The following is a 23586-nucleotide window of genomic DNA, read 5'->3' as shown; positions in this document are numbered from 1 at the left end:
TATTCAAGAGATTAAACCTTATGTATTCACCTCTGCGCCTTACTCTCCTTGCTACCGCGCTTGCCGCAACTTACGCCCCTAACCTCGCCGCGAAAACACATTTAAACGATAAAATTGAGCGTATCGTGGTTAAGCGTCAGTGTGACCTTCTAATCTTAGCCAATTTATCGGCGCCGCCTTGGCGCCGATAAAAACCTTTGCCAAGAGCGCAGCACTTTGCTGCGCCTTTCTTAAACGTCTACCCAAACTACTTGCAGTTGCAGATAGGCGGCAAGTGCGTAATTCCCTATAAACAGAGATCTCCTATGTGGTTTGGGTGTGCAAACGCAGCCGACAGCACTGCAACTTTAAATAGGCGGGTAAAACAGAAATTTTCAGCTACGCTTAAGACTCCACACCATGGAGGAACGAATATGGCTGATTTTTCCAAGATGCATAAACATTCCGAACCTTTATTGCAACAACTGATGAGCGCTTTTCCGGCAGCGTTTACACCTAGCTATCAAGCGGTGCATGGCGATACAGGTTCTACTGAAGACGAAAACACCTTAAAAGAAGTGGTGCAGTTTTTCCTTACTGAAGGCTTAGTGAGGCCAAGCCAAACACAAGCTGCAGGGCTAGTATTAACAGCGAAAGCGTTTGATTTGGTGGGCTGTGGCTTAAACGATATTTTGAAGCCGAAGCGGCTAGCAAAAACCACTCGCTATGGGTGATGAACAGTTGCGAGCGGAACCATTAAAATTGCTCGCTAGAAAGATTGCAGATAAAAAAGCGCAAGCCTTGGCTTGCGCTTTTTTGAGCGAAAACAGCTTAGAAGCTGAAAGTCACTTTAGTATAAATATAGCGACCACGCGGGTTATGTACTTTGCCAACATAACCATAGAGGTCGTCATCACCGTTACCAATTGCAAATGGTGGTTCTTCGTCCAGTAAGTTATTCACGCCGAGTACCAGTTTTACGCCATCATTGAGGCGATATGAACCTTGTAAATCAAGCAGAATTTGTGAGTCGACCTTACGTGTTGAGTGTTGCTCAAAATCCAAGGTACCATCAAAGTCAAAATCAGGTTGATCTTCAAACTCGCCGATATAACTGATGTTTAAGTTCACAGCCATATTGTCTAGCATCCAGCTGTTGGTTAATACCCAACGGTGTTGTGGATAGCCATATTCGCCAGTGTAATCCAAGTCGTCTTTTTCAAAGTTATCCAGGTAGCTGTATTCCAAGTTGAATTTCAGGTCACCGTTGTCACCCATGCTGTACAAGTAGTTAGCCGAGACATCAACCCCTGAAGCATCTTGTGAGGTCACGTTTTTATATTTTGCGCGAATTTTATCAAGCACGCCTAAAGATTGACCCGCTTCTGGCGCTAAACGTAAACAGATAGTGCTATTTTGGTTGTTACATTCTGCATCATAGATAGGACCATAAGGGCCCTTATCAATTTTGTTGTCTTGCGTAATACTCCATACATCAACACCAAAACCAAGCTCAGCTGATGGCGCCCAGAAAATACCTAAGTTCATCGACTCAGACTCTTCAGCTTCCAAATCCGCATTACCCGTATATTCAATGTTATAGTCGAGTGGACCGCAGTCTTTGCCGGTTGCAGCACAGCGATATTGATCTTCAAAGAACACGCTTTCTTCAGATGGGCCTAAACCGATTTGCGCTAATGACGGAGCACGGAACCCTTGCGCCCAAGAACCACGAACTGTGACATCTGAATGCGGTGTCCAACGAAATGCCACTTTGGGATTGGCAGTTGAACCAAAATCACTGTAATCATCGTAACGGCCAGCAAGTTGCAGTTCAAATTGTTCAGACAACGGAATTGAAAATTCCACATAAGCTGCCCATTGGTCGCGCTCAGCTGCAGCTGCAATAGACTCAGTACCAAAAATAAGACCACGGATAAATTGGTCGTCCGGTGCATCGCTGACATCTTCTTCACGATATTCAAGGCCAGCAGCCATCATGACTGGCATATCATTAAACGTAAATGCTTCGCCTGTGATGCTCGCATCATATGATGTCATATGCGATTCGCCACGACGCACTAAACTGGTGGTAATACGGTCAATCACTTCTTTAGAGTTATAAGTGCCACCAAATGGATTGTAGTTACCTGCATCAATTTCAGCTTGTAGGTAATCGACTCGCACCCAACCTTGCTCTTTTGAACCAGTTTGCTCTGACTTACTGCGACCTTTTTGCGCTGCAACTTCCCAGTCCCAATCATTGATTGTGCCACGTAAGCCTGCAACTATACGCAGTGTATCTGAGCTGATATCCCAGCCACGAGCACCCGCATCAACCGTTCTATAACGACCAATTTTAATGTCTTTGCCATAAGGGTTGTTAGGATGACTGCCTGGCACAGTAAGGCCCGCTTTTTGGTCAAGCGGTGTAGGAGCACCTGCTGCAACTGAAGTATTGTGCTGTACAGCAAACTCAACAAAACCCGTCATGCCGTTAGCAAACTTTTGCTCCGCCTGAACAATAGCGCCGACCCGCTCAGCTTCTGGAATAATATAGCCAAAAGGACCATAGTCGAATAAACAGAAGTCATCAGCGACTCGGTCTGCCGGACAAGCAGGATCGATTGTGTCTTTGCCATCAACCACAAAAAAGCCCGGAAAACCGCGGCTAGAGCGAAAGTCCTTACCGCCGTATGGCGTTTGATTGGCTGTTCCTAAAGTACCAGCCTCGTTTGAGGATAAAGATGAGTTATTGAAGTAATCTAAAATAATGGTTACGTTGCTGTCATCAGTACTGCTCCCCCAAAGTAGGCTTGCCGTTTTTTCTTCGTAACTTGGGCCGTCTGTACCGCCGTAACCTAAGTTGACTTCCATCCCATCAAAATCTTTTTTCAGGATAACGTTGACCACACCCGCCACCGCGTCAGAGCCGTAAATCGCTGACGCGCCGTCTTTAAGAATATCGATACGTTCAATCGCAGACACTGGAATACTGTTAATGTCTACAAATGAATTTGTAATGCTTTCAGCAAATGCACTGACTGAAGCTCGACGGCCATTGATAAGCACGAGCGTTGCATCTGGGCCTAAGCCACGTAAGCTTACCGCGGCGCCACCATTGGCGGTTGAATCTTGGTTGTTACCACGCGTTGAGAAAGTACCACTACCTGCTACTGGCATTTTTTCTAGGAGTTGTTGTAGGTTGTCGTAGCCGTAAGACGCGATTTGATCTTTACCAATCGATTGAATAGGAGATGGCCCTTCCATATCAGTACGTTTGATACGTGAACCTGTTACCTCAATTCGCTCGACTTTATCGGCATTTTCTTCAGCTGCGTAGACATAAGAGCTTGAGGTATACGCTGTTGCTAAAGCTAAAGTGAGGGCTGTTAGACCATATTTTTTTGTTGGCATGTTATTTCCCTGTTGCATAATGGTTATTATTCACCACAACAAGTTAACAATGCGAGTGCGTAAAAGCAATCTTTATAAGATAGACTAAGGCCAAGAAAATTGTAACGATAACTTACACTACGCAAACCAAAACGGAATTATCTTTTCAGACAATTCCGTTTTGGATATTTGAGTTATTCAGCCAAATTATCAACGATTGCGACAAGCTTGTGTGCGGCACTCGTCGTTTAATTCCAACTGTTTGGTCAAAACTATTTGTATAACCATCGCTATCGGTTACTTCATATAGCCACACCGTAACGCGAGTACCATTTACCTTCAAACGATAGCGAACAATTGAACCAGCAAAATCTAGAAAATAAAAACAAGCGTACTAATTGAATACATTATTACCCACTAATAATGTAAGAAGCTTGTAAAGCCCCTTTACGGCAAAATGCGGGAGCTTGCGCCCGCACTAGCATTGTGTTTATAACTTATGCTGACGCCAGAATTCACTACAAAGCAATGCTGCAGCAACACTCACGTTAAGGCTTTCGACCTTGCCGCTACCTTGAATGATGACATTCTTGTCACTTATTTTTGCCAGTTGTGGATCTACCCCTTCACGCTCTTCACCAAGAATAAAGGCCGCGCGTGCTGGTAATGTGGTGCGATATACATCCTGACTATGGTATGAAGAGGTTGCCATCACGCAAAATCCTGCGCGTTGTAGTTGCACCACAGCTAAGGCCATTTCATCGGTTTGCAATATTGGCATGTGAATAGCACCGCCTTCAGAGGTGCGCACTGCTGCGCCACTTTGTAATGCCTGAGGGTCGCAAGTTACTAGCGCGAGCACATCATAGTGTGCAGCCACACGCATAATTGCCCCTAAATTATGGGGATTACCTACTCGGTCAAGCAATAGCACCATGCCCTGTTGCTCGGTTGGTAGTTGCCTTAACCAATTGTCCAAACGCTGTTGCGGCGGCGCTTTGACCAACAGACAGATCCCTTCATGGTGTTTTGATTCGGTAACTTTTTCAAGTTCAGCATCACTCACCACATGGTAGGCCTTTTTGTTTGCCACAAACCATTTAAGCAATGCTTTAAACTTACTTTTTGCTGCTTGTTCAGTGACATATGCGCGAACCATCAGCGCCGGATGCGCTTCAAAAAATGCCAAACAACTATTAATGCCGTAGAGTTTCAGCTCTGCGCCATTTTGCACTTTTTGTTTGGCGCGCGATTCAGAACTATAGTCGCCACTAGCCCTAACAGCCTTCTCTGGCTGTGGTTGAGCGCTTCTAGCTCTATCATCACGTCGCTCAGCAGCAACTTGAGGACGCTTGTTTTGCGACCAAGGTGATTCGCTTGATTTGGCATTTGAATGTGATTGACGTGAAGGTTTTTTGGCTGATTGAACAGATGAATGACTACGCTTTGGAGCAGACTGCGCCATGAAAATTACTCGAACTGAGAACAGGCGCTGATTTTAGCTGAGCCGGTGGTTTTTCGCACTAGCCACAGCTAAATATTTTCATCTTGCCATCATGCTATTTAGCTCAGATGCAGAGCTTGGCTAACGTGTGCATCAAAGTTAACTCGCTTGATATGCGCGCCATAACCCAAGCAGATGCAAGACTCCAAGCGCCAGACAAATCGCTGAGCTCCAAAACCAAAATGTGGGGGAGTTTTCTTGAGTGGCAGGAATGCTAAAAAACACCGGTAAAAATCCCGCAGCGCCGCGCACGCAATATATTGTAGTCACAACGATTAACAGTGGTTTTTGCGATGGCAGCGCAGGCAACAAACCCGCAGTGGAAAAAGCCAAGATACCCCATACCGTTAGTAGCGTAGCAATAGCGGCCGTGATTAATGCTGGCTGTAATGAACCTGAAGCAGCCAACTGCGCCATTTTTTCGCCCGCACCAAACCAGCGATACCAATCTGGCCCGCCAAAAATAACCGCCACATGCAATAGCGCCGCGATAATACTGCCGACTCCAGCATAAACTAATAGAGGATTACTCATACTTGCTCCTTGTTTAGATTAAAAGCTTGTCGAAATTGCAGCGGTGAAAGCGGTTCAAATTGTTGCCAAATACGGCGAAAATGGCGGCTACTGGCAAAACCGCACAGCTCAGCAACCTGCTCTATGCTATGCTTGCTTTGCGTCAACAACTGGCGCGCCAGAGCCATTTTTATCTCATGAATATAGGCTTGTACTGTGATCCCCAAAGTATCATGAAATAAACGGCTTAACTGCCGAGTAGAGATCCCCACTTGCTGTGCTAACTCGGTGACGGTGAAATCCTTATGCACTGCTTGGCACACCAAATCTTGTACTTTATGTACCGCGCGGTGCATATGATTACGATGATTCAGCCACACACTGTGTTGGGTTTCATGACCGCTGCGGCGAAAATACACTAGCATTTCGCGCGCGACCTGCATTGCCCGTTGTTCACCAAATTGCTCTGCAATAAAAAATAGCGTTAAATCAATGCCAGAACTAATACCTGCACTGGTGTACATATTGCCGTCTTTAACAAAAATACGATTTTCCAGCACTTTACATTCTGGATATTGTAGCTGCATGCGAGCGGTCAGTTCATGGTGGGTAGTACAGTATTTATGAGCCAATAAACCTGCTTTGGCTGCCAGCAACGCGCCAGAACACACAGTTAAGACCGCTTGCTTGGTAATAACGGTACGCAACCACGCTGCGGTCACTTCACCAATTTCCGCTTGATATCGATGCGCTGAGCCATAACAACCGGGGATAACAACGATAGCATTGACTGGGAGTGATGGCGGCAAAGGCGCTAACTGAGCCAACATCAGCCCACCACCTAAGTTACTTTCACTTGCTGCACCGACGTAATGAAAACTCAGCCGCTCACCTGCTTTTTGCGCCTCCAAAAAGGCCTGTAATGGTCCCGCCAAATCAAGCGGTAGAACTTCAGGAGTCAAAACAAAATACACAGGAATGACGGCTGTCATCGGCTTTCCTTACAACAAACTGTTATTTATAGTCATGGCTATTGGTTATGGTGGCAAAGCGTTTATTTAACACCAATTGGGTTCTGGCTTTAATATCGTCCGTACTATAGTGCTGACCCGTTATATCACATACCATAGGGAATGTGAGCGTTGCATCTAGCACATATTCAACTTGATAGCCTAAGTCACTCGCCACGCGTGTGGTGGTCTCACAGCACTGCTCTGTGCGGATCCCAGTGATCACAAGCTTAGTTATGCCTTCACGCATTAACCAACGCGCCAAACCGGTATCGGTAAACGCATTGTGGACCGATTTATAAATGACTTTATCGTAATGCACTGGTAAAAACGCCATAGCCTTTACCAATCCACTTTTGGGGTTAAACGGACTATTTTCGACATCTTCTCTTGAGTGCAAAACTTTTACTATCGGCCAGTTTTGCTGTTGGAAATGCGTGACGACTTGAGTTAAATTAGCGCGAAATTCAGCGAACTCATCCTCTCGCCAGTAGTCAGTATGGAAGAAAGAATCTTGCGTGTCGATAATGATCAGGGCGGTTTTCATGGTTTTATTCTCCTTGTGTTGGTAACAACACTATAGTGACTTTGAGAAGGGCTGAAGAGACCGGTTCAAGACAACTAGCGGACCTTTTCGGCCAAGTGGCTTGGCATCCTTGCTAACCACTGTACGGTTATTGGTAAGAGTTAGTAGTACGCCCTAGTAATAACTAAGCGGCGTCACTTTGCCCCAAAATACCCGATAAGAATAAAGGGTGTACGCAATAATCGTGGGCACCACAAATACCACGCCGAACATCAAAAAGTTAAGTGACTCAGGCGCAGACAAAGTTTCAAAAATAGTTAACTTACCCGGTACTACATAAGGAAAAAAGCTATAAGCCAAGCCAAAGAAGCACAAGCAAAACACCATAGCGGCAATCGCGAATGGCAGCCACGCGCCCTGCTCTGGCCGCTGTGCTAATTTCGGTAAGGTCAGCTCTAATAGCACTAACAAACCAAAACAAATCATCGGCATCGGCAGTAGCACCAGCGCCATGGGTAATTCAAACCATAGCGCCAACACATTAGGGTGAATAATTGGGTTTACGATAGAAACCAGTGCTATGCCGATAGCAGATACCCGCAACGCAGTTTGACACCAATGAATAGCCTGTTGCTGTAACTCGCCTGTGGTTTTCATGATGAGCCAAGCCGCACCAATAAAACGATAAGCCGTGACAACCCCAATACCACTTAAGATGCTAAATAAGTGCGCCACTATGGTAGTTTCAAAACCCATCACATAACTGCCAAGCATATACCCTTGGCTAAAACTGGTGAGGTAAGAGCCGCCTTTAAACACCTTGTCCCACATGTCTTTACGTTTCGATTTGGCTTTGGCGCGAAAGTCAAACGCCACTCCACGTAAGATCAGCCCAACTAACATAAAAGAGGCAGGTAAGTACAAGGCCTGTAAAATCACGCTATGCGCGAGAGGAAAAGCGATAAGCACCAAGCCAACCGCCAACACTAACCAAGTTTCGTTGGCGTCCCAAAACGGCCCTATCGACGCAATCATAGTATCAGCTTTATCTTGCTCTTGATTGGGTAGCAACATCCCAACGCCTAAGTCGTAACCGTCCAAAATTGCGTAGACTAAAATCGCCAACGCCATTAGACCTGCGAATAATAATGCGAGTTGTTCTGCATTAAGCATATTTGCCCCCTGTTAATTGCGTTTGTTCGTACTCTTCCACTCCTACGGACTTCTTCGCGGTAAAGAATAAGGTGCGGATATACACCACCAACAGCACCGCATATAAGGTCAAATACATAGTTAAAGTAATCGCAACGTTTTCGCTGGCCAGTTTGGTGACCGCTTCTTCGACCCGCAATACCCCGCTAACTAAGTAAGGTTGGCGACCAATTTCCGTAACATACCATCCAGCTAAAGTTGCCAGCCACCCAGAAAAACTCATTGCCACTAAAGTTTTTAATTGCCAAGGTGCAAGTGTTTGCTTGCGATGTAATTGCCAACGTAACCCTACTGCAACCAAGATCATCAGCATACCCATGCCAACCATAATACGAAAACCAAAAAACACCGGTTTAACAGGAGGATGTGCATTGGGAAATTCGTTCAACCCTTTTAACTCACCATCATGATGATGGGTTAAAATAAGGCTCGCCCCATTAGGGATAGAAATAGCAAAATCATTGCGCTGTTCTTTTTCATTCGGAATAGCAAATAACACCAGCGGCGCGCCTTTTTCGGTATGCCAAATACCTTCCATCGCAGCAATTTTTTGTGGCTGATGTTCTAAAGTATTTAAGCCATGTAAATCACCAACAAAGGCTTGTAATGGCGCCAATATTGCCGCTACTGTTAGCGCGACCTTAAGGGTCAAACGCGGAGCTTGTTTGTTATCGCCTTGCAACAGGCGATACGCACTGACACCTGCGATAAGGAAAGAGGCAGTCAGACCACTGGCGAGCAACATATGAAAAAAGCGATAAGGGAATGAAGGGTTAAAAATAATCGCCAACCAATCGGTCGGATAAGCTACGCCATCTCTAAGTTCGAATCCTGTGGGGGTTTGCATCCAGCTATTCAAACTCAAGATCCAAAACGCGGATAAGGTCGTACCCACAGCGACAATTAAACATGCTAAGGTATGAACTTTATTGGGCACGCGGTTCATACCAAAAAGCATGATCCCCAAAAACGTTGCCTCCATAAAAAAAGCTGTCAGTACCTCATACCCTAATAATGGCCCTGCAATATTACCAACACGCTCCATAAAGCCTGGCCAATTGGTGCCAAATTGAAAGGACATGGTAATGCCACTCACCACCCCTAGGGCAAAGGTTAAGGCAAAGATTTTGACCCAAAAACGGTAGGCGCGCAGCCAAACCGGATGACTGGTTTTATCATAGCGCCATTTAAAAAAGACCAGAAACCACCCAAGTGCGATGGTAATGGTGGGGAACAGAATATGGAAGCTTATATTCGCAGCAAACTGAATGCGCGATAACAGCAAAGTATCAAGCATAACGCACCTACCCTAACGGATGACACACTTCAGCCTGTAAGCCCCCTTTACACTTGTTAGCTACCTTATTGCTAAACGACCACGGCTTGCGCCTTGTTATCTTTAAAGTGCTGTAAATTATGGTAAAAGCAGGCAATCCTTCAGGCCAACAAATTTCACCACAGCAGCAAGTTGATAAATCGAGCCATCAGCCTGCATACTCGGTAAATCGCGATTGTGTTTAAGTTCACAATCCCGCTGCCCTCTTAACTCCGTTCGAAAATTAAGATTTAGTTATTATTAATTAGTACGTTAAGAAGAATGAAGAAAATAAAGACGGCAACTTATTTAACTTTCAGTAATTTCTGAAAGTTAAATATATGGCTAAATTTGATTTAGATCAAGTGAATTTGCAAAACCACAGAAAGTATCGAATTTGCCGCTCCACGCCCCAGTATGGGTGTACCAATGCGCCAATTTTGTACTGCAGTATGAAACTAAGCCTCTCTTCCATTTACTGTAAGCCAAACTTATATTAGCTGTTATTTGAATTGGCTTTGCTGTGCCAGCGCTAATTTGCTCCCGATAGCATTGAGTAATGCTGCTAGAGTTACCCTGTGAACGTGCTGCTGCGGCTTACAATCATTACAAAGATGTTGTGTTGGCTGGTGTGATAGGCTCACCATATCATTCTCCTTAGGTTTGTTTTTTCACCTTCAGTATGACTACAATAAGCACACAAAACGAACGATATAAACTTACAGTTACTATAAGATCAACTTATGTTACAGCAACGCCATGTATAAAGAACTAAATCACTTTACGGCACTGCGCTGTGTTGAAGCCGCGGCAAGGCATCAAAGCTACAGTGCCGCAGCAACTGAACTGCACGTGACCCAAGCTGCAGTCAGTCAACAGATCCGCTTGCTCGAAAGACAGCTAGGTTGTAAATTATTTTTTCGCCAAGGCCGTCAAATGCGCTTAACCGAACAAGGTCAACGACTTGCACTGTCACTAAGCAAAGGGTTTGATGAACTGGTGCAGGGCTTACGTAGTATTCAATGCGAACCTTTAAATGGTCCTCTCACCGTTACAACCACGCAATCATTTGCCACTATGGTATTGATGCCAAACATGTGGAAATTTTCCTTACAGTATCCAGACATTGTGGTACGCGTGCTGGTGTCAACCACCCTCGAAGATGTCCAACATGGTAAGATTGACGTTGCTATTCGCTACGGTTTTAGTGAGTTTCCAAGCCTTGAACAGCATATTTTATTTGAAGACAAAACCGTTCCGCTGTGCTCGCCAAAACTGGCCGCCGATATCGACTTTAGCACCTTAGAAAGCCTAAAACAGTGTTGGCTGGTTAATTACACCCATAGCAACTATTGGCAAACTTGGTTTGCAGAAGCAGGCCTCACCTTAGATAACAGCTATACCAAGTGGATGGAAGTCAGCAACTTAGACATTGCGCTCAGTGCCGTCATCGCGGGTAATGGCATTTGTTTGGCGCCCGCAGCGCAAGCGCGCCATTATTTGGAGCAAGGCCTGCTGATTCAGCCCTACCCTATCAGCTCCTTACCAAAAGTTCGTTACACCTTAATGTATGATGCCAACTCACCTCGGTCTAAACGCATCCGAGTATTTAAAGACTGGCTGCTTGAGATCATGGCAGGCAAATGCAAAACCGATTTTGACTCACTTAAGCACAGCGAGTAACTCGTTTATTTGATGTTGACTGAACACTTGCACACCATGCTGGCGCAATAATGCCGTTACCACCCCTTCACCAGCTATTTGTTGGCCTGTAAAGCTACCATCATAAATGCGCTTGCTACCACAGCTCGGGCTGCCTTCAGTGAGCACTGCAAAACCAATATTTTCCCGCAGACAAAGGTTGAGAGCCAATTGCGCGCCAGCAACAAAGCTTGCGGTTTGGTCACTCCCATCACTTCCTACAATTCGTCCTTGCTCGGATAATACGGCTGCGCCACCTCGACCTTGGATCTCCGCTGCAACTCTTGGGATCGGCAGGCCAGCGGCCACTTCAGGGCACAAACGGTATATTTGATGGTGATGTTGTAACTGCTGCAAAGCTTGCAGAGCAGCAGTTACACACGAGCCATTATATCTTACGGGTTCGCCCAGTAGACAAGCACTGACAAGAATTTTAGCTATGGCTTTTCCCTCCCACTAATCAGCAAAACCCAGCCGTTCACTTAACTCAACCCGTTCTTTACTTAACCCACGAAACTCTTTTAGTACAGCCAACAATCCACGTACCAAGATTGCATCGAATTGCTCTTGATCGAGTTGTTGCTGCAAACGCTCAATGGTTGCAAGCGCTAATTGCTGTTTTGCTTCGTCTAACTTCAGCTGCTGCGCTTTTTGTAACAAACGTTCGACACTTTGCAACTGTTGCTGTTTAGCGATGACTTGACGCTTCTTTTGCACTTCAGCAAAAGATGGAAAATCTTGTAACCCAAACACTTGTTGAGGAGCTTGAGCTATACCAGCAACAATTTGATCCATGCAGAAAACCACCCAATTGACCATGCGGTCAATATCAAGCTGAACTTCCTCTATTACTTGAGTCGAAAGATAATTACCCACTATGCCATCCAAGGTCAGTGCTAAGTCCATCTTCCAGGGCTCAATCGACGCGCCATAATGCTGACTCAAAAAGGCGCGTTGTAGCTCCATCCAAGATAAACGAAAGTCTTGATAAAACACCATTAAGGAGTGTGACACTGTCAAAGACTCATCACTGACCAATGCGCGGAATAATGCCTGATACTTTTGTAAGTCTTGATATTGAAAACGAATTTGTGCTGCGAGTTTTTCTTTAGCCGCGAGCGAAGTGCTTTGTAAAATGGTCTTTACTTCTTCCAGCATCTGCTCTGTTTGCCACTCAAAAACAGCCAATAACAGCGCATCCTTTGACTTGAAATGCAAGTAAATCGCACCTTTGGAAATCCCCACTAAGTCGGCCACTGCCTGCATGCTGGCAGCGCCAACCCCTTGCTTGAGGATCAATTCATAGGCGCTAGTCACAATACGTAGACGTTTATCTTTCATCTTATTCTCTATTTATCATTCATATTCAGTATACCCTTGCAAAAACCAATGACCCAATGTATTTTTTAAAAATGACCATTCAGTCATTTTAATTAAAAAATAACAATCACTCTGGAGTAAGCATATGCCATTCTCAACTCATCCTAACTACGCTGCGCTATGGTCTATACTGCGGCGTACCAAACCAACAAATGCTCTCATAGCCATCACGGTTGCGCTCATTATCTGTGCGACTGGTTTATCTTTATGGGTACCTTTACTAACTAAAGCTTGGCTCGATAACCTCTCTGCAACCCAACAATTCAGCTGGTCAGCATTATTTGGGCTAGCGGCAGCGCTAATCGGCGGCGGAATTTTATCTGGTGTTCAGTATCACCAGCTCGGTAAGCTCGGCAACCTACAAAAGCGCAATCTACGCAATGAACTATTTGACCATGTGGTCAATCTACCTATCGCTTTTTTTGACCGTACTTTATCAGGTGAACCCGCTAATCGGATTGTTAAAGATACAGAGATCATTGAAGACTTAGTGAGTAATCAGACTGCCTCTATGCTTTCAGGGCTGTTACAATTGCTAGGCTCATTCTTTATTTTGTGGTTTTTAGACTGGCGTCTTACAGCTGTGCTGTTCCTAGCAATAGTGCTGAGTTTTCTCGCTATTTTACCTTTTACCGCCAAACTAGCGGCGATATCTAAGCAACAGCAGGATAGTGAAGCTTCTTTAATGGCGAATTTAACCGAATGGTTTGCACAGATCCGCCTGTTACGCAGTGCTACCGCTCACAGCCAAATTAACCAAGAAGTACAGTGTAAAGTTAAACAGCTCTTTACCTTAGCAATGCAAGAAGTCCGCACCGTTGCCATGATGTCGCCGCTGGTCAACACCGCGATTATGGCATCTATCATTGCGGTGCTTGGTTTTGGCGCCACTTTGGTCGCCAAACAGCAGATGACTATCGGCACTTTTGTCGCCTTTATCATGTTCCTGCTCAACATCGTATTTCCTGTGATGCAACTCAGTCTGTTTGCAGCCGCATTTAACAAAGCCGCAGGGGCTGCGCTAAGGCTTGCTGAGCTATTTGCCGAACCTAAACGTCATCTGGGGAATCTCCAACTTAAAATTGCAGGGCAAGATATTCAGCTACATAACTTGAACTTTGGCTATGACAATAATGCAGCTGTGCTAAAAGGTCTAGATATGACGCTCGCAGCAGGTAAAACCACCGCCATTGTAGCGCTGTCTGGGGGCGGGAAATCCACCTTATTTGCACTCTTGCAGGGCTTTTATCAAGCCAAGCAAGGCGCCATTTATATTGGCACAGATAACCTTGCAGAGGCAGATCTCGACCATTATTTAGCACAAACTGGCTACGTCGCCCAAGACGCACCTGTGTTATCCGGTACCTTACGCGACAACTTAGTACTTGGGCTAGACGCCCTACCAAGCGCTGAGCAACTTACTAGTGCACTTAACGACGCAGATCTGTACGAATTTGTCAGCACTTTGCCACAAGGTCTAGAAACCTTTGTGGGTGAACGAGGTGTTACCTTGTCAGGAGGACAACGGCAAAGGCTCGCACTCGCACGCTGTTTATTGCGAAAACCAAACTTATTGTTACTTGATGAGGTCACCGCCAATCTTGATGCGCTAAGTGAAACCCGCATTCAACATGCCCTAGCCCAAGCCGCTCAGGGTAGAACGACGTTAATTGCCGCGCACCGTTTGAGTACCATACTTAGTGCCGACTGCATTTACGTCATGGAGTTTGGCAAAATCATAGGTCAAGGCAATCACAATGCGCTGATGCAACAGCTGCCGCAATATAAACAATTGATAGACAAGCAATTCAGACTAGAACAACAGAACTCGTACGACTCGTTACCCGTTACATAAAGTGACAACATCCAGTAATCGGAGAGTTTCATGTTGCACTTTTCGATTACAAATTTCAGATTTTTTACACAAAAAACTAGCAATTAGTATGATAGTAACGTATAAATACCATACTTTAATCGCAATCAATTAGTCTAGTGCTCGAATATAGTATTAGGTTTTGCAGTTTGCGTTTTAGATCGCATGTGAGGTTGCAGATGGAATTGCGTAAACATGATTGTTGTCGTTATGAGGTCAATATGGGCAATTTCCAACAACCACAGCGCAGCCATAAAAGTCGCGCAAGTCTTCCACTAGTGCTCAGTGCTACGCTCGCTTTATTACTGTTTACGTTGATAAGTGGTCAAGCTAACGCCCATCATCACAGTGACTTACCCACGATTTCACACACTAACTTAACGCCATTGACAAAGGTTAATAATAGCTAATTGCTGAGGAAGCACAGTACAACCATGAAGCGCGTTCATGTTGTGGCTGTAAAATGATGACAAAAAGCGAGTACTGCTTTAGCCTTTATCATTGCAGTTTGAAATTCAGATTTCATAACAAATAGTTACAAAAATTATATCCCCCCTAACTAACAGCCTTTAGGTGTAATTCTTAGGCTTGCGGCACTGCTTTGTGGTTACCATCCAGCGAAAAATTTTGTGTTCCAGAATTATCTCTGTATAGTCTCAGCTCGACATAACAATAACAATCACGTTTACATCTTGTCCTAGGATTGACAATGCAGCTAATCACTTTGCAACCAGAAGATGAGCGCGTACAGGCACTCTACAGCGAAATAGACCGGCTGATGAATAAGCTCTACCCTATCGCCAGTGATCAATCTTTGTCACTGCAGGAGCTCAAACAACCCAATGTTAAAGCCATTGGTTTAGCCAACGAAGATGGCATAGTCGCTTGTGGCGCAGTAGTAAAAAAGTTTGATAAGACCACTCTCTATGGAGAGATCAAACGTTTATACGTTAAACCGAATTACCGTGGTAAAGGCTTGTCGCGGCGTATTATGCAGACTTTACTGCATTATGCTGGCGAGGCGCAGATCCCGCTTATTCGCTTAGAAACGGGCAGTAAACAGCTCGAATCAATTGCACTTTACGAGAGTTTAGGATTTGAGCGTTGTCCTTGCTTTGGTTTATATCGCGACAACCCGCTGAGTGTGTTTATGGAGCTAAAGCTCAGTCAGTAGCAATGACAGTGTCGAAATACGGATTCTGAGTCAGTGCACTTAATTTTGAAATGCTCGCAATGTCGACATAATTCAGTGTGTCGACTTGCTGTAAAACCAAGCAATGTTGCTTTTCTCGGTACAGCAAATCTTGAGCAACCCCAATCTCTACCTTGCCATCTAACAACTCAACTTTTAATTCGTAATGATACAAACAAGCGACCTCAAGAAAATCATGCTGGCTGCAACTAAGCATACTCCGCCCCATTATGTTAAATATGCGTTAAAGCAATAACTATACAGCCAAGTATAAATGACTTTCGTTTTGGCGCACACTGCTATGTAAAGCCCCTTTACATAGCGGACATTATTTAAGTGAAGACAATAAAACTGAATCTTTTTTGGCAAAAATCGTGCTCACCGTAACAATGATTGCAAAGATGCCATACATGCTCAGTGTATAAAGCCAATCCTGTTCATTGAATAAGCCAAACAAATTAGTCGCATCATTGGTGCCCATAATATTCACGCTCGCTAGTGCAAGCACCGGAAAATAGTAGTTTTTCCCATGTATTGCTGTCACTAGCGAAGCGACCAGTACAGAGGTCAAAGCTAGGTAAAAACTGATTATGGAATAAGCCCCAACTGTCACAGACAAAGGCAGAGAACAGATCACAAGAACGATGGCTAATAAGCCTAAAAATTTAAATAGCATATTCTTTCCTTGCCGCCATAGGGAATAAAAAATCGACCACCCCGTCAATATGCCTTGATTATGAATGAGTTAATTTAGATACGCAAGAACCTAGTGGAAATTTAGTTAAAATTATGTAACTAAATTAAACTCGCTACGCGCGCTTGTAATTGGGGTATCACTTCCTGTTCAAACCACGGGTTTTGCGCCAACCAATAGCGATTACGAGGGCTTGGATGAGGAAGTGCGATTTTGCTCGGCAGCCATTGTTGATATTGTTGAACTAAGGTCGTGACAGATTGTTTTGCCATATGAAATTGCTGGGCGTAACTACCAATACAAATTGTAAGTTGAATGTTACTGTTGAGGGCGAGTAAACGCTGATGCCAAGTTTGCTGACAGATTACAGGTGGGGGATTGTCACCACTTTTACCTCGACCCGGAAAACAAAAAGCCATAGGTACAATAGCAAAGCAACTTGGATCATAGAATTGTTGTTCATTGACACCTAGCCAACGGCGCAGCAGCTCACCACTGGGATCCGCAAAAGGTCTACCGTGTAGTCTTGCTAGTCGACCGGGAGCTTGCCCAGCAAGCAGGATCTTCGCCTGTGACGAGAATTGCAAGATAGGTTTTGGTGCATCCGGCAAATTGTCTGCACATAATTGGCAACGCTCAATCTGCGCTAACACAGTAGCCAACTCAGCCATTTATTCTCCTTCCTATCGGAGCACTTAGTTTAACGTTAACTGGGGATATTTGCTATTTAGGACGTAAAGTCGTATAGGTTGTGAGCAAAGCAAATACAATAAGGCAAATGAGAATTACTATCCTTTTTAGCTACTATCTATCATAATATGAGTTAATTGCTATTTTGGGATAAGGACCGTGTTTTCATACTATTTTTCACACTTTCGTTCCTCTCACTGGCACTACCGCACCTTGGTTAGCGCGCGTTTTTTCGCCGCCATAGTCGCAGGGTATGGCTTTACTGCCTTGACGGTTAGTTTGTTGACTTTGCTGCTACCACTAAAACCAATTGACGCTGTATTGGTCGCTACAACGTTGAGTATTGCCATATACGCAGCAACTTTTATCGCGATTTTTGCCATCCGTTCACTACGCAGGGTATGGCTTTTATTACTTTGCACCGCATGTTTAGAAGGAGCATTGCTGGTCATCTTAAAGGCTTGGATATGAAAGACTCATTTTTTCGTTCAATGACTTGGCTTCACACTTGGGTCGGATTGCTGGCTATTTGGCTGCTGCTACTGATTTTTTTCGCCGGTACGATCAGTTTTTTCCGTCACGAAATCACGCTTTGGAGTCAACCTGGGTTTCATCGCAGCATCAATCCAGAGCTGCCCCAACAATCGCAGCGCACGCAACTTGAACATAGCCTTGCTCGCCTGCAACAACAGGCGCCGCATGCTGCAAGTTGGTCAATATCGCCAGCCACCACCAGACAGCCGTTTTTGTATGAATCTTATCGTTTGCCAGCAGCATCTGGCGAGCGCCGAGGTAAACAAGTAGAAACCTATTACGACGCATCAGCACTCGACACAGCACTAACATATCAAGATTCCAAAGGCGGCAATTTCTTTTATCGACTCCATTTTGACCTCCATTATCTTGATGTGATCACCGCGCGTTGGCTAGTGTGTTTGGCGTCCTTGTTTATGCTCGTTGCGCTCATCAGCGGTATTGTCATTCATAAACGCATTTTTAAGGACATGTTTCAGCTGCGCGGTGGCAAAGGCGTGCGAACTTGGCTTGACGCCCATAATGTGTCGTCAGTACTAGCGTTGCCGTTTCATTTAATGATCACCTATACAGGTCTAATTACTCTGATTTTTATGCTATTTCCCTATCCAGCGTTAACTCAGTTTAATGGCGATTTCCGGGCCTTTTTTGAAGCACAAAATCCAACCCGAGCCGTGACTAAGGCCAGTGGCGAGGCTGTAGCTATGTTACCAGCGCCAGCACTTTTAGATCAGGTTTATACTAGGTGGCCGGAAGTTACGCTCACTCGAGTGATCTTAGAGAATCCGAACGACCGCAATGCGGTGTTAAAGGTCTACGCCAGTAACGGCACGCAAATACAGGATGAAAAGCCTGTACTTAAATTAAGTGCCGTCGATGGCACGCTTATCGCGGCTGCGAACGAACAGCTCTCCGGCGGTGAAACATTTTACGACGCCATGAACGCATTGCATGCTGGTCGTATGGCCGAGCCGTTATTGCGTTGGTTGTTCTTCGGTTGTGGTTTGCTTGGTTGCGCCATGTTAGCAAGTGGTGCAGTAATGTGGGCAAAACGTATTCGTGAGCGCATGAAAACAGCAGACTCAGCGAGCTTTGGTCTGCAGTTAGTAGAAAGCCTAAATCTTGCCACCATTATGGGGCTACCGCTGGCGTGTTGCGCGTTCTTTTATGCCAATCGCTTACTACCAAGCACGGTAGCGGGTCGCAGCGAAAAGGAAATACTTGCCTTCTTCTTAACGTGGCTGGCCTGCATTATTGTTGCAAGCAAACGCAAAGATACCACGCAATGGCGCCGTTTTGCCCTGCTCAACGCCTGTTGCTGGGCACTGTTACCCTTAGTCAGCGCACTACAAATTGATACTAACCTAATTAATGCCTTTATGTCTGGCAAAACCTTACTTTGGGCATTTGATGTGGTTTGCTTTATCACTGCTGCGGTTTTTGGCTATCAGGCGCTACATCTGCGTAAACACCAACTGCGTACTGCTTGGCAATTGCAAACGGTGCGCGCATGATGAGCTTGTTTGTTACAACCTTACTATTTGCCTTAACTGGGCTTGCTATCAATGCATTTGCGCTGGCAAAGACGGGGCATTTCAAGGATGTATTGGGTAAACGACCGACCCAACAACAAAGCCAGAATTTACTGTATTTTGCCTGGATCACGATTTTACTAAGCTTAGGCGCTTGTCTATCTACCGCAGGTGCCTATGGCAGCTTAGTATTTTTCGGGTTTCTCACTTGTACTGGGGTGCTCGCTACCACGCTGTTAAATACCAAACCACGCTGGCTTAAGCTGCTTTGCGCAGTATATGGCACCATCATAGTGGTTTTTGCAGCCTTGGCATTCCTCGGCTAACACAGGGATCCACAAGCGAGCTGAAGACAGATCATCATTTTACCAACCGGCGCCATTTTATGGCGCTTTTTTCTTTATTCCTTTGGCCAACTTTGCCTCAAACTGGGTTTTTCAGCGATTTAGTTAGTAAAAATCCGATCTCAAAACAGTTTATTGATGTTGACCCAGCCAAAACAACCAAGAGCTTGGTAAAAATCTGATCTCTGGCAGTTATCTATCATGCTTGGGTAGGCTCTGTTAGTAAAAACTTGATCTGAAATTGGGACAAAGCACAGTTGAACTCAGCAAACTCAGTTGTTAAGCCGCAATTGTGCACTGCAATGGCTTAAAAACGATACTTAGCTTAGTAAAATAATGATCTGGAGCTCAGGGGGAGCTGCTCTCAAAGCAAAAAATGACAGATCACAATTTTACTAACTCGAACTTGTGCTGTTAGTAAAATCGTGATCTATAACCCGACTTAGTCCAGTCTTTGCGCGCTTGGTTGCAGCACGACGCCGCTGCCTGACCAGTCTAATTGCATATCCCAAACATACCTATGCTCAGGCAATAAAGGAGGCTGGGACTCATCAACTTGGTGCAGCACGTTACGCGCTTTGCTAATTGTGGCATCACGGCCAAAGATATAGCTTTGCTCTTTGACTATCGTACGATAGGCCTTGTTTAAATCTAAAGCTCGGCGAGGAGAAGGGGTGATGAGTTGGTATAAAGAGGGCACTGCAGCGACTTTTTCTGCATTAACACTGCCATCGGCATTGAACCACCGCGCCAACATTTCCTGATTTTGACGAAATTCATCGCCACCGCCCACTCGCTGAAAGTAGGTTAAAAACTCGCCTTGGCTTTCGCCAAGATTTGGCACATCGGTTTGTTTACGAAGATCCAAATACCCCCAACCAGCAGCACCAGTGACTTTGCGCGCAAAGGAAAAGGTTTGATCGTAAGTTGAACCTACTGTTTTATGGCAGCCATTACAAAATGCTAACTCTTGACTGACTTGTGGACGTAGTTGACCTTGCTCATCCTCAATATAACCGTTGATAGTCCAACCAAAGGTGTTGTTAATGCCTTTGTCCCCCAAATATAAGGTTTGTGGCAGATTTTCGAAGGCTTTTTCTTTGGCTTCACGATAGTAGGACGAAGCTAAATGCTGGCGGGTTTTGAAACTGTGCTTTTTCATATAGCGCACTTCTTTCATCCTTGGCGCATTGTAGATATTACCTTGCTGATCGACCCCGATATAACGCACGGTATGCAAAAACTCAGTCCCTTCTGGGTAGAGCTGATGTGCCAGCGGTACGTTAATAGCATCACCCAAGTAGTGGCTTAATCTTGGTAAAACACTGATCTCAGTTAACTGGCCATCATCGTTTATATCCGTACCCAACTGCTGCTCATGCAAGGTCGGCACTGTGATCTGTGGCAACCCTTTTAATGCCATTTCGACTAAGCTTAAATTCGCCAAATAGATGTCACGATTGGCTTTACCCTGTCGCTGTTGAAAAGCCTTAGGTAAACGTATCATCACATCGCCAGTTGAGCCATTGGTTGGCCAAAAAGTACTTGGAAACGGCTTATAATTGAACGCCACCCAGCCACTGCCATCTTTTGCAAAACCTTGTCTATCAAATGCTAAAGCAGGGTAGGGGAGCTGCTGTAAGGGCGTAAATTCGCCGCGCCAAGTTTTGTCGGTGCGTAATTTTTCGATAAATGGCGTATAGTTGTCCGTGTTTACCCAGTTAGTAATATCTTGATCTGAAATCTCACCAATCAAGGTTGAGCGGTCAACAAAGAGGTTCTTCCAATGGTTAGTGACCCCCAACTCCGAAAACTCATAATTGCCTTGTAAATCGCCGTCTCTCATTTGATTTGGGCGCGTGCTGTCATGCGCATACGTCTGGTGGCAGGCATAGCAAGGGTTATTCACACCGTCGGTTTTGGTGTAGCACTGCGGTGGGATCACCGACTCTTCGTTATAGATCTCTTGATGTTGCAAATAAGCTAGAGCCGAGTAGTTATTTTTACTAACTGATTGCGTGTCGGGCCGCTCAATAGTAAGTGAGGCATCGGATAAAGCAACAGTTTGTGTTGTCGCTAGGGTCAATATAGGGTCTTTGCAGCCGGTTAAAGCTACTAACACTGAAAGTGAAATAAGTCGTAGCGATTGCACTTTTATGACTCTCAATTTTAGCTAAAAAAATGCGGTGCTAAGCACCGCGCGATAAGCAAGTATTGGTTATTTTGCTTTTGGATCGTACAGCCACAAAGTGTTGTTACCTTGGAAGCCATCTTCACCGATAATAATGCGGCCATCTTGCATTACGATGACGTTATCAGGTTGCGACAGTTGGTTGACGTCACAGCGCTCCGCGCCGCTTAACGTTGAACGATAGGTGCCACCCATAACCACAGGTTCGATGCGTGTTAAGTTATAATTAGTGTCGATATGGGCACGGTAAACACCACCACAATCTTTCACCCGACTTGAGAGCTGCATATCACCTTTGCCGTCGATCATGGTGTTGTCGATATCAGAAATACCTATGTACATGTAAGCTTTTTCTACGATTTCACCAGGCACGACATCTTGACCTGTAACCGCTTCAAGCGCGCGGTTGTGGTTGATAGCTAAACCTTCTAGTTTACGCCATTCCGCTGTTGCACCTTTCAACCGTGCAGCTTGACGCGATTCTAAAAACGCTACGCGGTTATCCATAGGTTTACCCGCGGTCACTGGGCTGCCACCTTCAGCCTCAGTTGGGTAAGTGGCTTTGCCATCGGCCCAAGCCTGTACATCAGCCATAGAAATATAACTGGTTTTGCCTGCAACATAATCAGCTGTGGTGATGTTATCGTACTCAGCAATCCAAGCTTCAATGTTAACATTTGTGCCACTAGCCAATTTAATCCACTCAATATCAAAACCCGTCACAGCTGGGTCTGTTAAACCAGCGTCCTGTTTAAGTTTTGAAGCGTAAAGTGTACCTGAACTTAAATCTTCGGGTTGATCTGCAACAAACTTAAACAACACACCGCCAGTATCATCCTGTGAGGAGTAGACAGTGCGCTTGTCAGGCATCACAACCGCGTTTTCGTGCTCATAGCGACCAATGGTAAAATGCTTCACCGCTTCTGGTGCCGTTGCAGTTGGACTCTTAATTTCGGCGATATAACCGTAACGATAAGGATTCGGGAAGGCTGGTGCCATTAATGCTTCCATTTCATCCGTGTTATGGTCATCAGGGTTATTCCATTCAGGATTAGTAGTGGTGTCTACTGCTGAGTCAACAATCCACTCTTCAGAAGTCAGCGGCGTGCCCCAAGGAGATACCGAGCCGAAGCAGTTAGCCGCAGTACCATGCACTAAATCAAAGTTAACCATCATGGCTTCTTCAATTGACCATTTACCTTGGGTGTTTTTGCTCATTTTTAGACGACTAACACCACCTGGATATGCTTCCCAGTTAGTAAATAAGTAACCTGAGTTTTCACCAGTGCTGATAAAGCCATTAAAATCAGGATTATCATTTTTGATGATTTCTTGCTTAGTATTAATGCCGTAATGTACACCTAGACCGCCAGCTAAACCTTTGTCACCTAATTCAGCAAAAGTGTCACCTGTTTGACCTAAAATTTGATATTGACCAACCGCGCTCATGACGATTTGTTGCTCAGCCGTTGAGGCTGGCACTGGCGTGCTCACAATATTACGTGGCAATTGATTGAAATTAACCCCGGTTAATACCCCTACAGTACCAGTATTGTAAGGTCGTTTATTGAAACTCTCAGTTTGCGTATTAGAATCGGCTGGATGTTGTACGTTAAAGAACAAATCACCAGCATCGTTTAGGAATAAACCCGTGACTTCAGCACCAGCGGGTACGGTGGCAATGCGAATTAAACCAGCACCATTGGCGCCGTTTGAACCATCTTTACCGTCTTGACCATTTTGCCCGTTCTGGCCATTTTGACCGTTTTGTCCGTTAACGCCGTCTTGACCTGCTGTGCCTTGCTCGCCTTTCGGGCCTTGCGCACCCATAGCGCCGTCGTCGCCGTTACAACCAGCCAATGACAGGGCAATTGCCGAAGCAATTAAAGATAATGCTACACGCTTCATGAGAGTCTCCAGTGAGGTAATATAATTATTCTAAAGCGGGCAACAGTGTGTCGAGTTCCTGTTACAGATAACCGACGCTTACATGAAAGTTT

22 protein-coding genes are annotated in these 23586 nt (G+C 45.1%); 7 read left to right on the top strand and 15 right to left on the bottom strand.

The window, feature by feature from the left end:
- Positions 1-413 precede the first annotated feature (413 nt).
- Entirely contained in the window at positions 414-713 is a 300-nt protein-coding gene (locus tag ACFOEE_RS08785) for a hypothetical protein (protein ID WP_377123287.1), read from the top strand.
- A gap of 97 nt (positions 714-810) precedes the next feature.
- Here ACFOEE_RS08785 and ACFOEE_RS08780 read toward each other — a convergent pair whose 3' ends face one another.
- From ACFOEE_RS08780 to ACFOEE_RS08750, 7 genes are all read right to left on the bottom strand, one after another.
- Complete coding sequence (locus ACFOEE_RS08780) at positions 811-3414, bottom strand: TonB-dependent receptor plug domain-containing protein (RefSeq protein ID WP_377123285.1); 2604 nt, start codon at positions 3412-3414, stop codon at positions 811-813.
- Between the two features lie 451 nt (positions 3415-3865).
- Entirely contained in the window at positions 3866-4840 is a 975-nt protein-coding gene (locus tag ACFOEE_RS08775) for a TrmH family RNA methyltransferase (protein ID WP_377123283.1), read from the bottom strand.
- 138 nt (positions 4841-4978) lie between these two features.
- Positions 4979-5413 carry a hypothetical protein gene (locus ACFOEE_RS08770; RefSeq protein WP_377123281.1) on the bottom strand — a complete coding sequence of 145 codons (435 nt, stop codon included), beginning with the start codon at positions 5411-5413 and terminating at the stop codon, positions 4979-4981.
- Entirely contained in the window at positions 5410-6384 is a 975-nt protein-coding gene (locus tag ACFOEE_RS08765; protein WP_377123279.1) for a GlxA family transcriptional regulator, read from the bottom strand. The genes ACFOEE_RS08770 and ACFOEE_RS08765 overlap by 4 nt, the downstream gene beginning before the upstream one ends.
- Before the next feature lie 22 nt (positions 6385-6406).
- On the bottom strand, positions 6407-6949 hold the full coding sequence (locus tag ACFOEE_RS08760) for an isochorismatase family protein (RefSeq protein ID WP_377123277.1): 543 nt from the start codon (positions 6947-6949) through the stop codon (positions 6407-6409).
- Positions 6950-7102: 153 nt separating this feature from the next.
- Entirely contained in the window at positions 7103-8101 is a 999-nt protein-coding gene (locus tag ACFOEE_RS08755) for a cytochrome d ubiquinol oxidase subunit II (RefSeq protein ID WP_377123275.1), read from the bottom strand.
- Positions 8094-9437, bottom strand: coding sequence for a cytochrome ubiquinol oxidase subunit I (locus ACFOEE_RS08750; protein WP_377123273.1), 1344 nt, complete (start codon positions 9435-9437; stop codon positions 8094-8096). Before ACFOEE_RS08750 ends, ACFOEE_RS08755 begins: the two co-directional genes overlap by 8 nt.
- 777 nt (positions 9438-10214) lie before the next feature.
- Here ACFOEE_RS08750 and ACFOEE_RS08745 point away from each other — a divergent pair.
- A complete protein-coding gene (locus tag ACFOEE_RS08745; RefSeq protein WP_377123271.1) occupies positions 10215-11138 on the top strand; it encodes a LysR substrate-binding domain-containing protein in 924 nt (307 codons plus the stop codon).
- Here the strand turns inward: ACFOEE_RS08745 and ACFOEE_RS08740 are convergent.
- Positions 11118-11588 carry a DUF523 domain-containing protein gene (locus ACFOEE_RS08740; protein WP_377123675.1) on the bottom strand — a complete coding sequence of 157 codons (471 nt, stop codon included), beginning with the start codon at positions 11586-11588 and terminating at the stop codon, positions 11118-11120. The two genes, ACFOEE_RS08745 and ACFOEE_RS08740, sit on opposite strands and share 21 nt — an antisense overlap.
- A gap of 24 nt (positions 11589-11612) precedes the next feature.
- Positions 11613-12497: a TetR/AcrR family transcriptional regulator gene (locus tag ACFOEE_RS08735; protein ID WP_377123269.1), complete on the bottom strand. Its 885-nt coding sequence runs from the start codon at positions 12495-12497 to the stop codon at positions 11613-11615.
- Between the two features lie 124 nt (positions 12498-12621).
- On the opposite strand from ACFOEE_RS08735, the gene ACFOEE_RS08730 reads away from it, so the two are divergent.
- The 3 genes from ACFOEE_RS08730 (at position 12622) to ACFOEE_RS08720 (ending at position 15583) form a co-directional block, all read left to right on the top strand.
- The gene (locus tag ACFOEE_RS08730; protein WP_377123267.1) at positions 12622-14391 is read left to right on the top strand and encodes an ABC transporter ATP-binding protein; all 1770 of its coding nucleotides are present in this window, start codon (positions 12622-12624) and stop codon (positions 14389-14391) included.
- A gap of 197 nt (positions 14392-14588) precedes the next feature.
- A complete protein-coding gene (locus ACFOEE_RS08725; protein WP_377123265.1) occupies positions 14589-14819 on the top strand; it encodes a hypothetical protein in 231 nt (76 codons plus the stop codon).
- A gap of 299 nt (positions 14820-15118) precedes the next feature.
- Entirely contained in the window at positions 15119-15583 is a 465-nt protein-coding gene (locus ACFOEE_RS08720) for a GNAT family N-acetyltransferase (protein WP_377123263.1), read from the top strand.
- On the opposite strand, the gene ACFOEE_RS08715 is transcribed toward ACFOEE_RS08720, so the two are convergent.
- The 4 genes from ACFOEE_RS08715 to ACFOEE_RS08700 all read right to left on the bottom strand — a co-directional run bounded on the left by ACFOEE_RS08715 (position 15573) and on the right by ACFOEE_RS08700 (position 17437).
- Positions 15573-15818, bottom strand: a complete 246-nt coding sequence (locus ACFOEE_RS08715; RefSeq protein WP_377123261.1) for a Rho-binding antiterminator — start codon at positions 15816-15818, stop codon at positions 15573-15575. The two genes, ACFOEE_RS08720 and ACFOEE_RS08715, sit on opposite strands and share 11 nt — an antisense overlap.
- A gap of 111 nt (positions 15819-15929) precedes the next feature.
- Positions 15930-16277, bottom strand: coding sequence for a hypothetical protein (locus ACFOEE_RS08710; RefSeq protein ID WP_377123259.1), 348 nt, complete (start codon positions 16275-16277; stop codon positions 15930-15932).
- A gap of 119 nt (positions 16278-16396) precedes the next feature.
- A complete protein-coding gene (locus ACFOEE_RS08705; protein WP_377123257.1) occupies positions 16397-16966 on the bottom strand; it encodes a uracil-DNA glycosylase family protein in 570 nt (189 codons plus the stop codon).
- Between the two features lie 222 nt (positions 16967-17188).
- A complete protein-coding gene (locus tag ACFOEE_RS08700) occupies positions 17189-17437 on the bottom strand; it encodes a hypothetical protein (RefSeq protein WP_377123255.1) in 249 nt (82 codons plus the stop codon).
- Positions 17438-17452: 15 nt separating this feature from the next.
- Between ACFOEE_RS08700 and ACFOEE_RS08695 the strand changes: the two genes are divergently transcribed.
- Together ACFOEE_RS08695 and ACFOEE_RS08690 are read left to right on the top strand one after the other, a co-directional pair.
- Positions 17453-19033, top strand: coding sequence for a PepSY-associated TM helix domain-containing protein (locus ACFOEE_RS08695; protein ID WP_377123253.1), 1581 nt, complete (start codon positions 17453-17455; stop codon positions 19031-19033).
- Positions 19030-19377 (top strand): DUF3325 domain-containing protein, encoded by a 348-nt coding sequence (locus ACFOEE_RS08690; protein ID WP_377123251.1) that lies wholly within the window; start codon positions 19030-19032, stop codon positions 19375-19377. Before ACFOEE_RS08695 ends, ACFOEE_RS08690 begins: the two co-directional genes overlap by 4 nt.
- A 460-nt stretch (positions 19378-19837) precedes the next feature.
- On the opposite strand, the gene ACFOEE_RS08685 is transcribed toward ACFOEE_RS08690, so the two are convergent.
- On the bottom strand, positions 19838-21553 hold the full coding sequence (locus ACFOEE_RS08685; RefSeq protein WP_377123673.1) for a hypothetical protein: 1716 nt from the start codon (positions 21551-21553) through the stop codon (positions 19838-19840).
- Between the two features lie 60 nt (positions 21554-21613).
- The gene (locus ACFOEE_RS08680; protein ID WP_377123249.1) at positions 21614-23494 is read right to left on the bottom strand and encodes an alkaline phosphatase PhoX; all 1881 of its coding nucleotides are present in this window, start codon (positions 23492-23494) and stop codon (positions 21614-21616) included.
- Between the last annotated feature and the right edge of the window lie 92 nt (positions 23495-23586).

Source organism: Pseudoalteromonas fenneropenaei (genome assembly GCF_042643375.1).
In the GTDB taxonomy this organism is placed as follows: Bacteria; Pseudomonadota; Gammaproteobacteria; order Enterobacterales; family Alteromonadaceae; genus Pseudoalteromonas; species Pseudoalteromonas fenneropenaei.
This window is presented reverse-complemented; position numbering and strand designations above follow the sequence as displayed.

Bases quoted from the DNA above. Each gene is read 5' to 3' on its own strand.
- ACFOEE_RS08730 (WP_377123267.1), top strand. From the start codon at position 12,622: ATGCCATTCTCAACTCATCCTAACTACGCTGCGCTATGGTCTATACTG.
- ACFOEE_RS08725 (WP_377123265.1), top strand. From the start codon at position 14,589: ATGGAATTGCGTAAACATGATTGTTGTCGTTATGAGGTCAATATGGGC.
- ACFOEE_RS08715 (WP_377123261.1), bottom strand. From the start codon at position 15,818: ATGCTTAGTTGCAGCCAGCATGATTTTCTTGAGGTCGCTTGTTTGTAT.
- ACFOEE_RS08770 (WP_377123281.1), bottom strand. From the start codon at position 5,413: ATGAGTAATCCTCTATTAGTTTATGCTGGAGTCGGCAGTATTATCGCG.
- ACFOEE_RS08755 (WP_377123275.1), bottom strand. From the start codon at position 8,101: ATGCTTAATGCAGAACAACTCGCATTATTATTCGCAGGTCTAATGGCG.
- ACFOEE_RS08760 (WP_377123277.1), bottom strand. From the start codon at position 6,949: ATGAAAACCGCCCTGATCATTATCGACACGCAAGATTCTTTCTTCCAT.
- ACFOEE_RS08690 (WP_377123251.1), top strand. From the start codon at position 19,030: ATGATGAGCTTGTTTGTTACAACCTTACTATTTGCCTTAACTGGGCTT.
- ACFOEE_RS08745 (WP_377123271.1), top strand. From the start codon at position 10,215: ATGTATAAAGAACTAAATCACTTTACGGCACTGCGCTGTGTTGAAGCC.
- ACFOEE_RS08775 (WP_377123283.1), bottom strand. From the start codon at position 4,840: ATGGCGCAGTCTGCTCCAAAGCGTAGTCATTCATCTGTTCAATCAGCC.
- ACFOEE_RS08700 (WP_377123255.1), bottom strand. From the start codon at position 17,437: ATGACCAGCAATGCTCCTTCTAAACATGCGGTGCAAAGTAATAAAAGC.
- ACFOEE_RS08705 (WP_377123257.1), bottom strand. From the start codon at position 16,966: ATGGCTGAGTTGGCTACTGTGTTAGCGCAGATTGAGCGTTGCCAATTA.
- ACFOEE_RS08695 (WP_377123253.1), top strand. From the start codon at position 17,453: ATGAAAGACTCATTTTTTCGTTCAATGACTTGGCTTCACACTTGGGTC.
- ACFOEE_RS08720 (WP_377123263.1), top strand. From the start codon at position 15,119: ATGCAGCTAATCACTTTGCAACCAGAAGATGAGCGCGTACAGGCACTC.
- ACFOEE_RS08785 (WP_377123287.1), top strand. From the start codon at position 414: ATGGCTGATTTTTCCAAGATGCATAAACATTCCGAACCTTTATTGCAA.
- ACFOEE_RS08765 (WP_377123279.1), bottom strand. From the start codon at position 6,384: ATGACAGCCGTCATTCCTGTGTATTTTGTTTTGACTCCTGAAGTTCTA.
- ACFOEE_RS08750 (WP_377123273.1), bottom strand. From the start codon at position 9,437: ATGCTTGATACTTTGCTGTTATCGCGCATTCAGTTTGCTGCGAATATA.
- ACFOEE_RS08780 (WP_377123285.1), bottom strand. From the start codon at position 3,414: ATGCAACAGGGAAATAACATGCCAACAAAAAAATATGGTCTAACAGCC.
- ACFOEE_RS08735 (WP_377123269.1), bottom strand. From the start codon at position 12,497: ATGAAAGATAAACGTCTACGTATTGTGACTAGCGCCTATGAATTGATC.
- ACFOEE_RS08710 (WP_377123259.1), bottom strand. From the start codon at position 16,277: ATGCTATTTAAATTTTTAGGCTTATTAGCCATCGTTCTTGTGATCTGT.
- ACFOEE_RS08680 (WP_377123249.1), bottom strand. From the start codon at position 23,494: ATGAAGCGTGTAGCATTATCTTTAATTGCTTCGGCAATTGCCCTGTCA.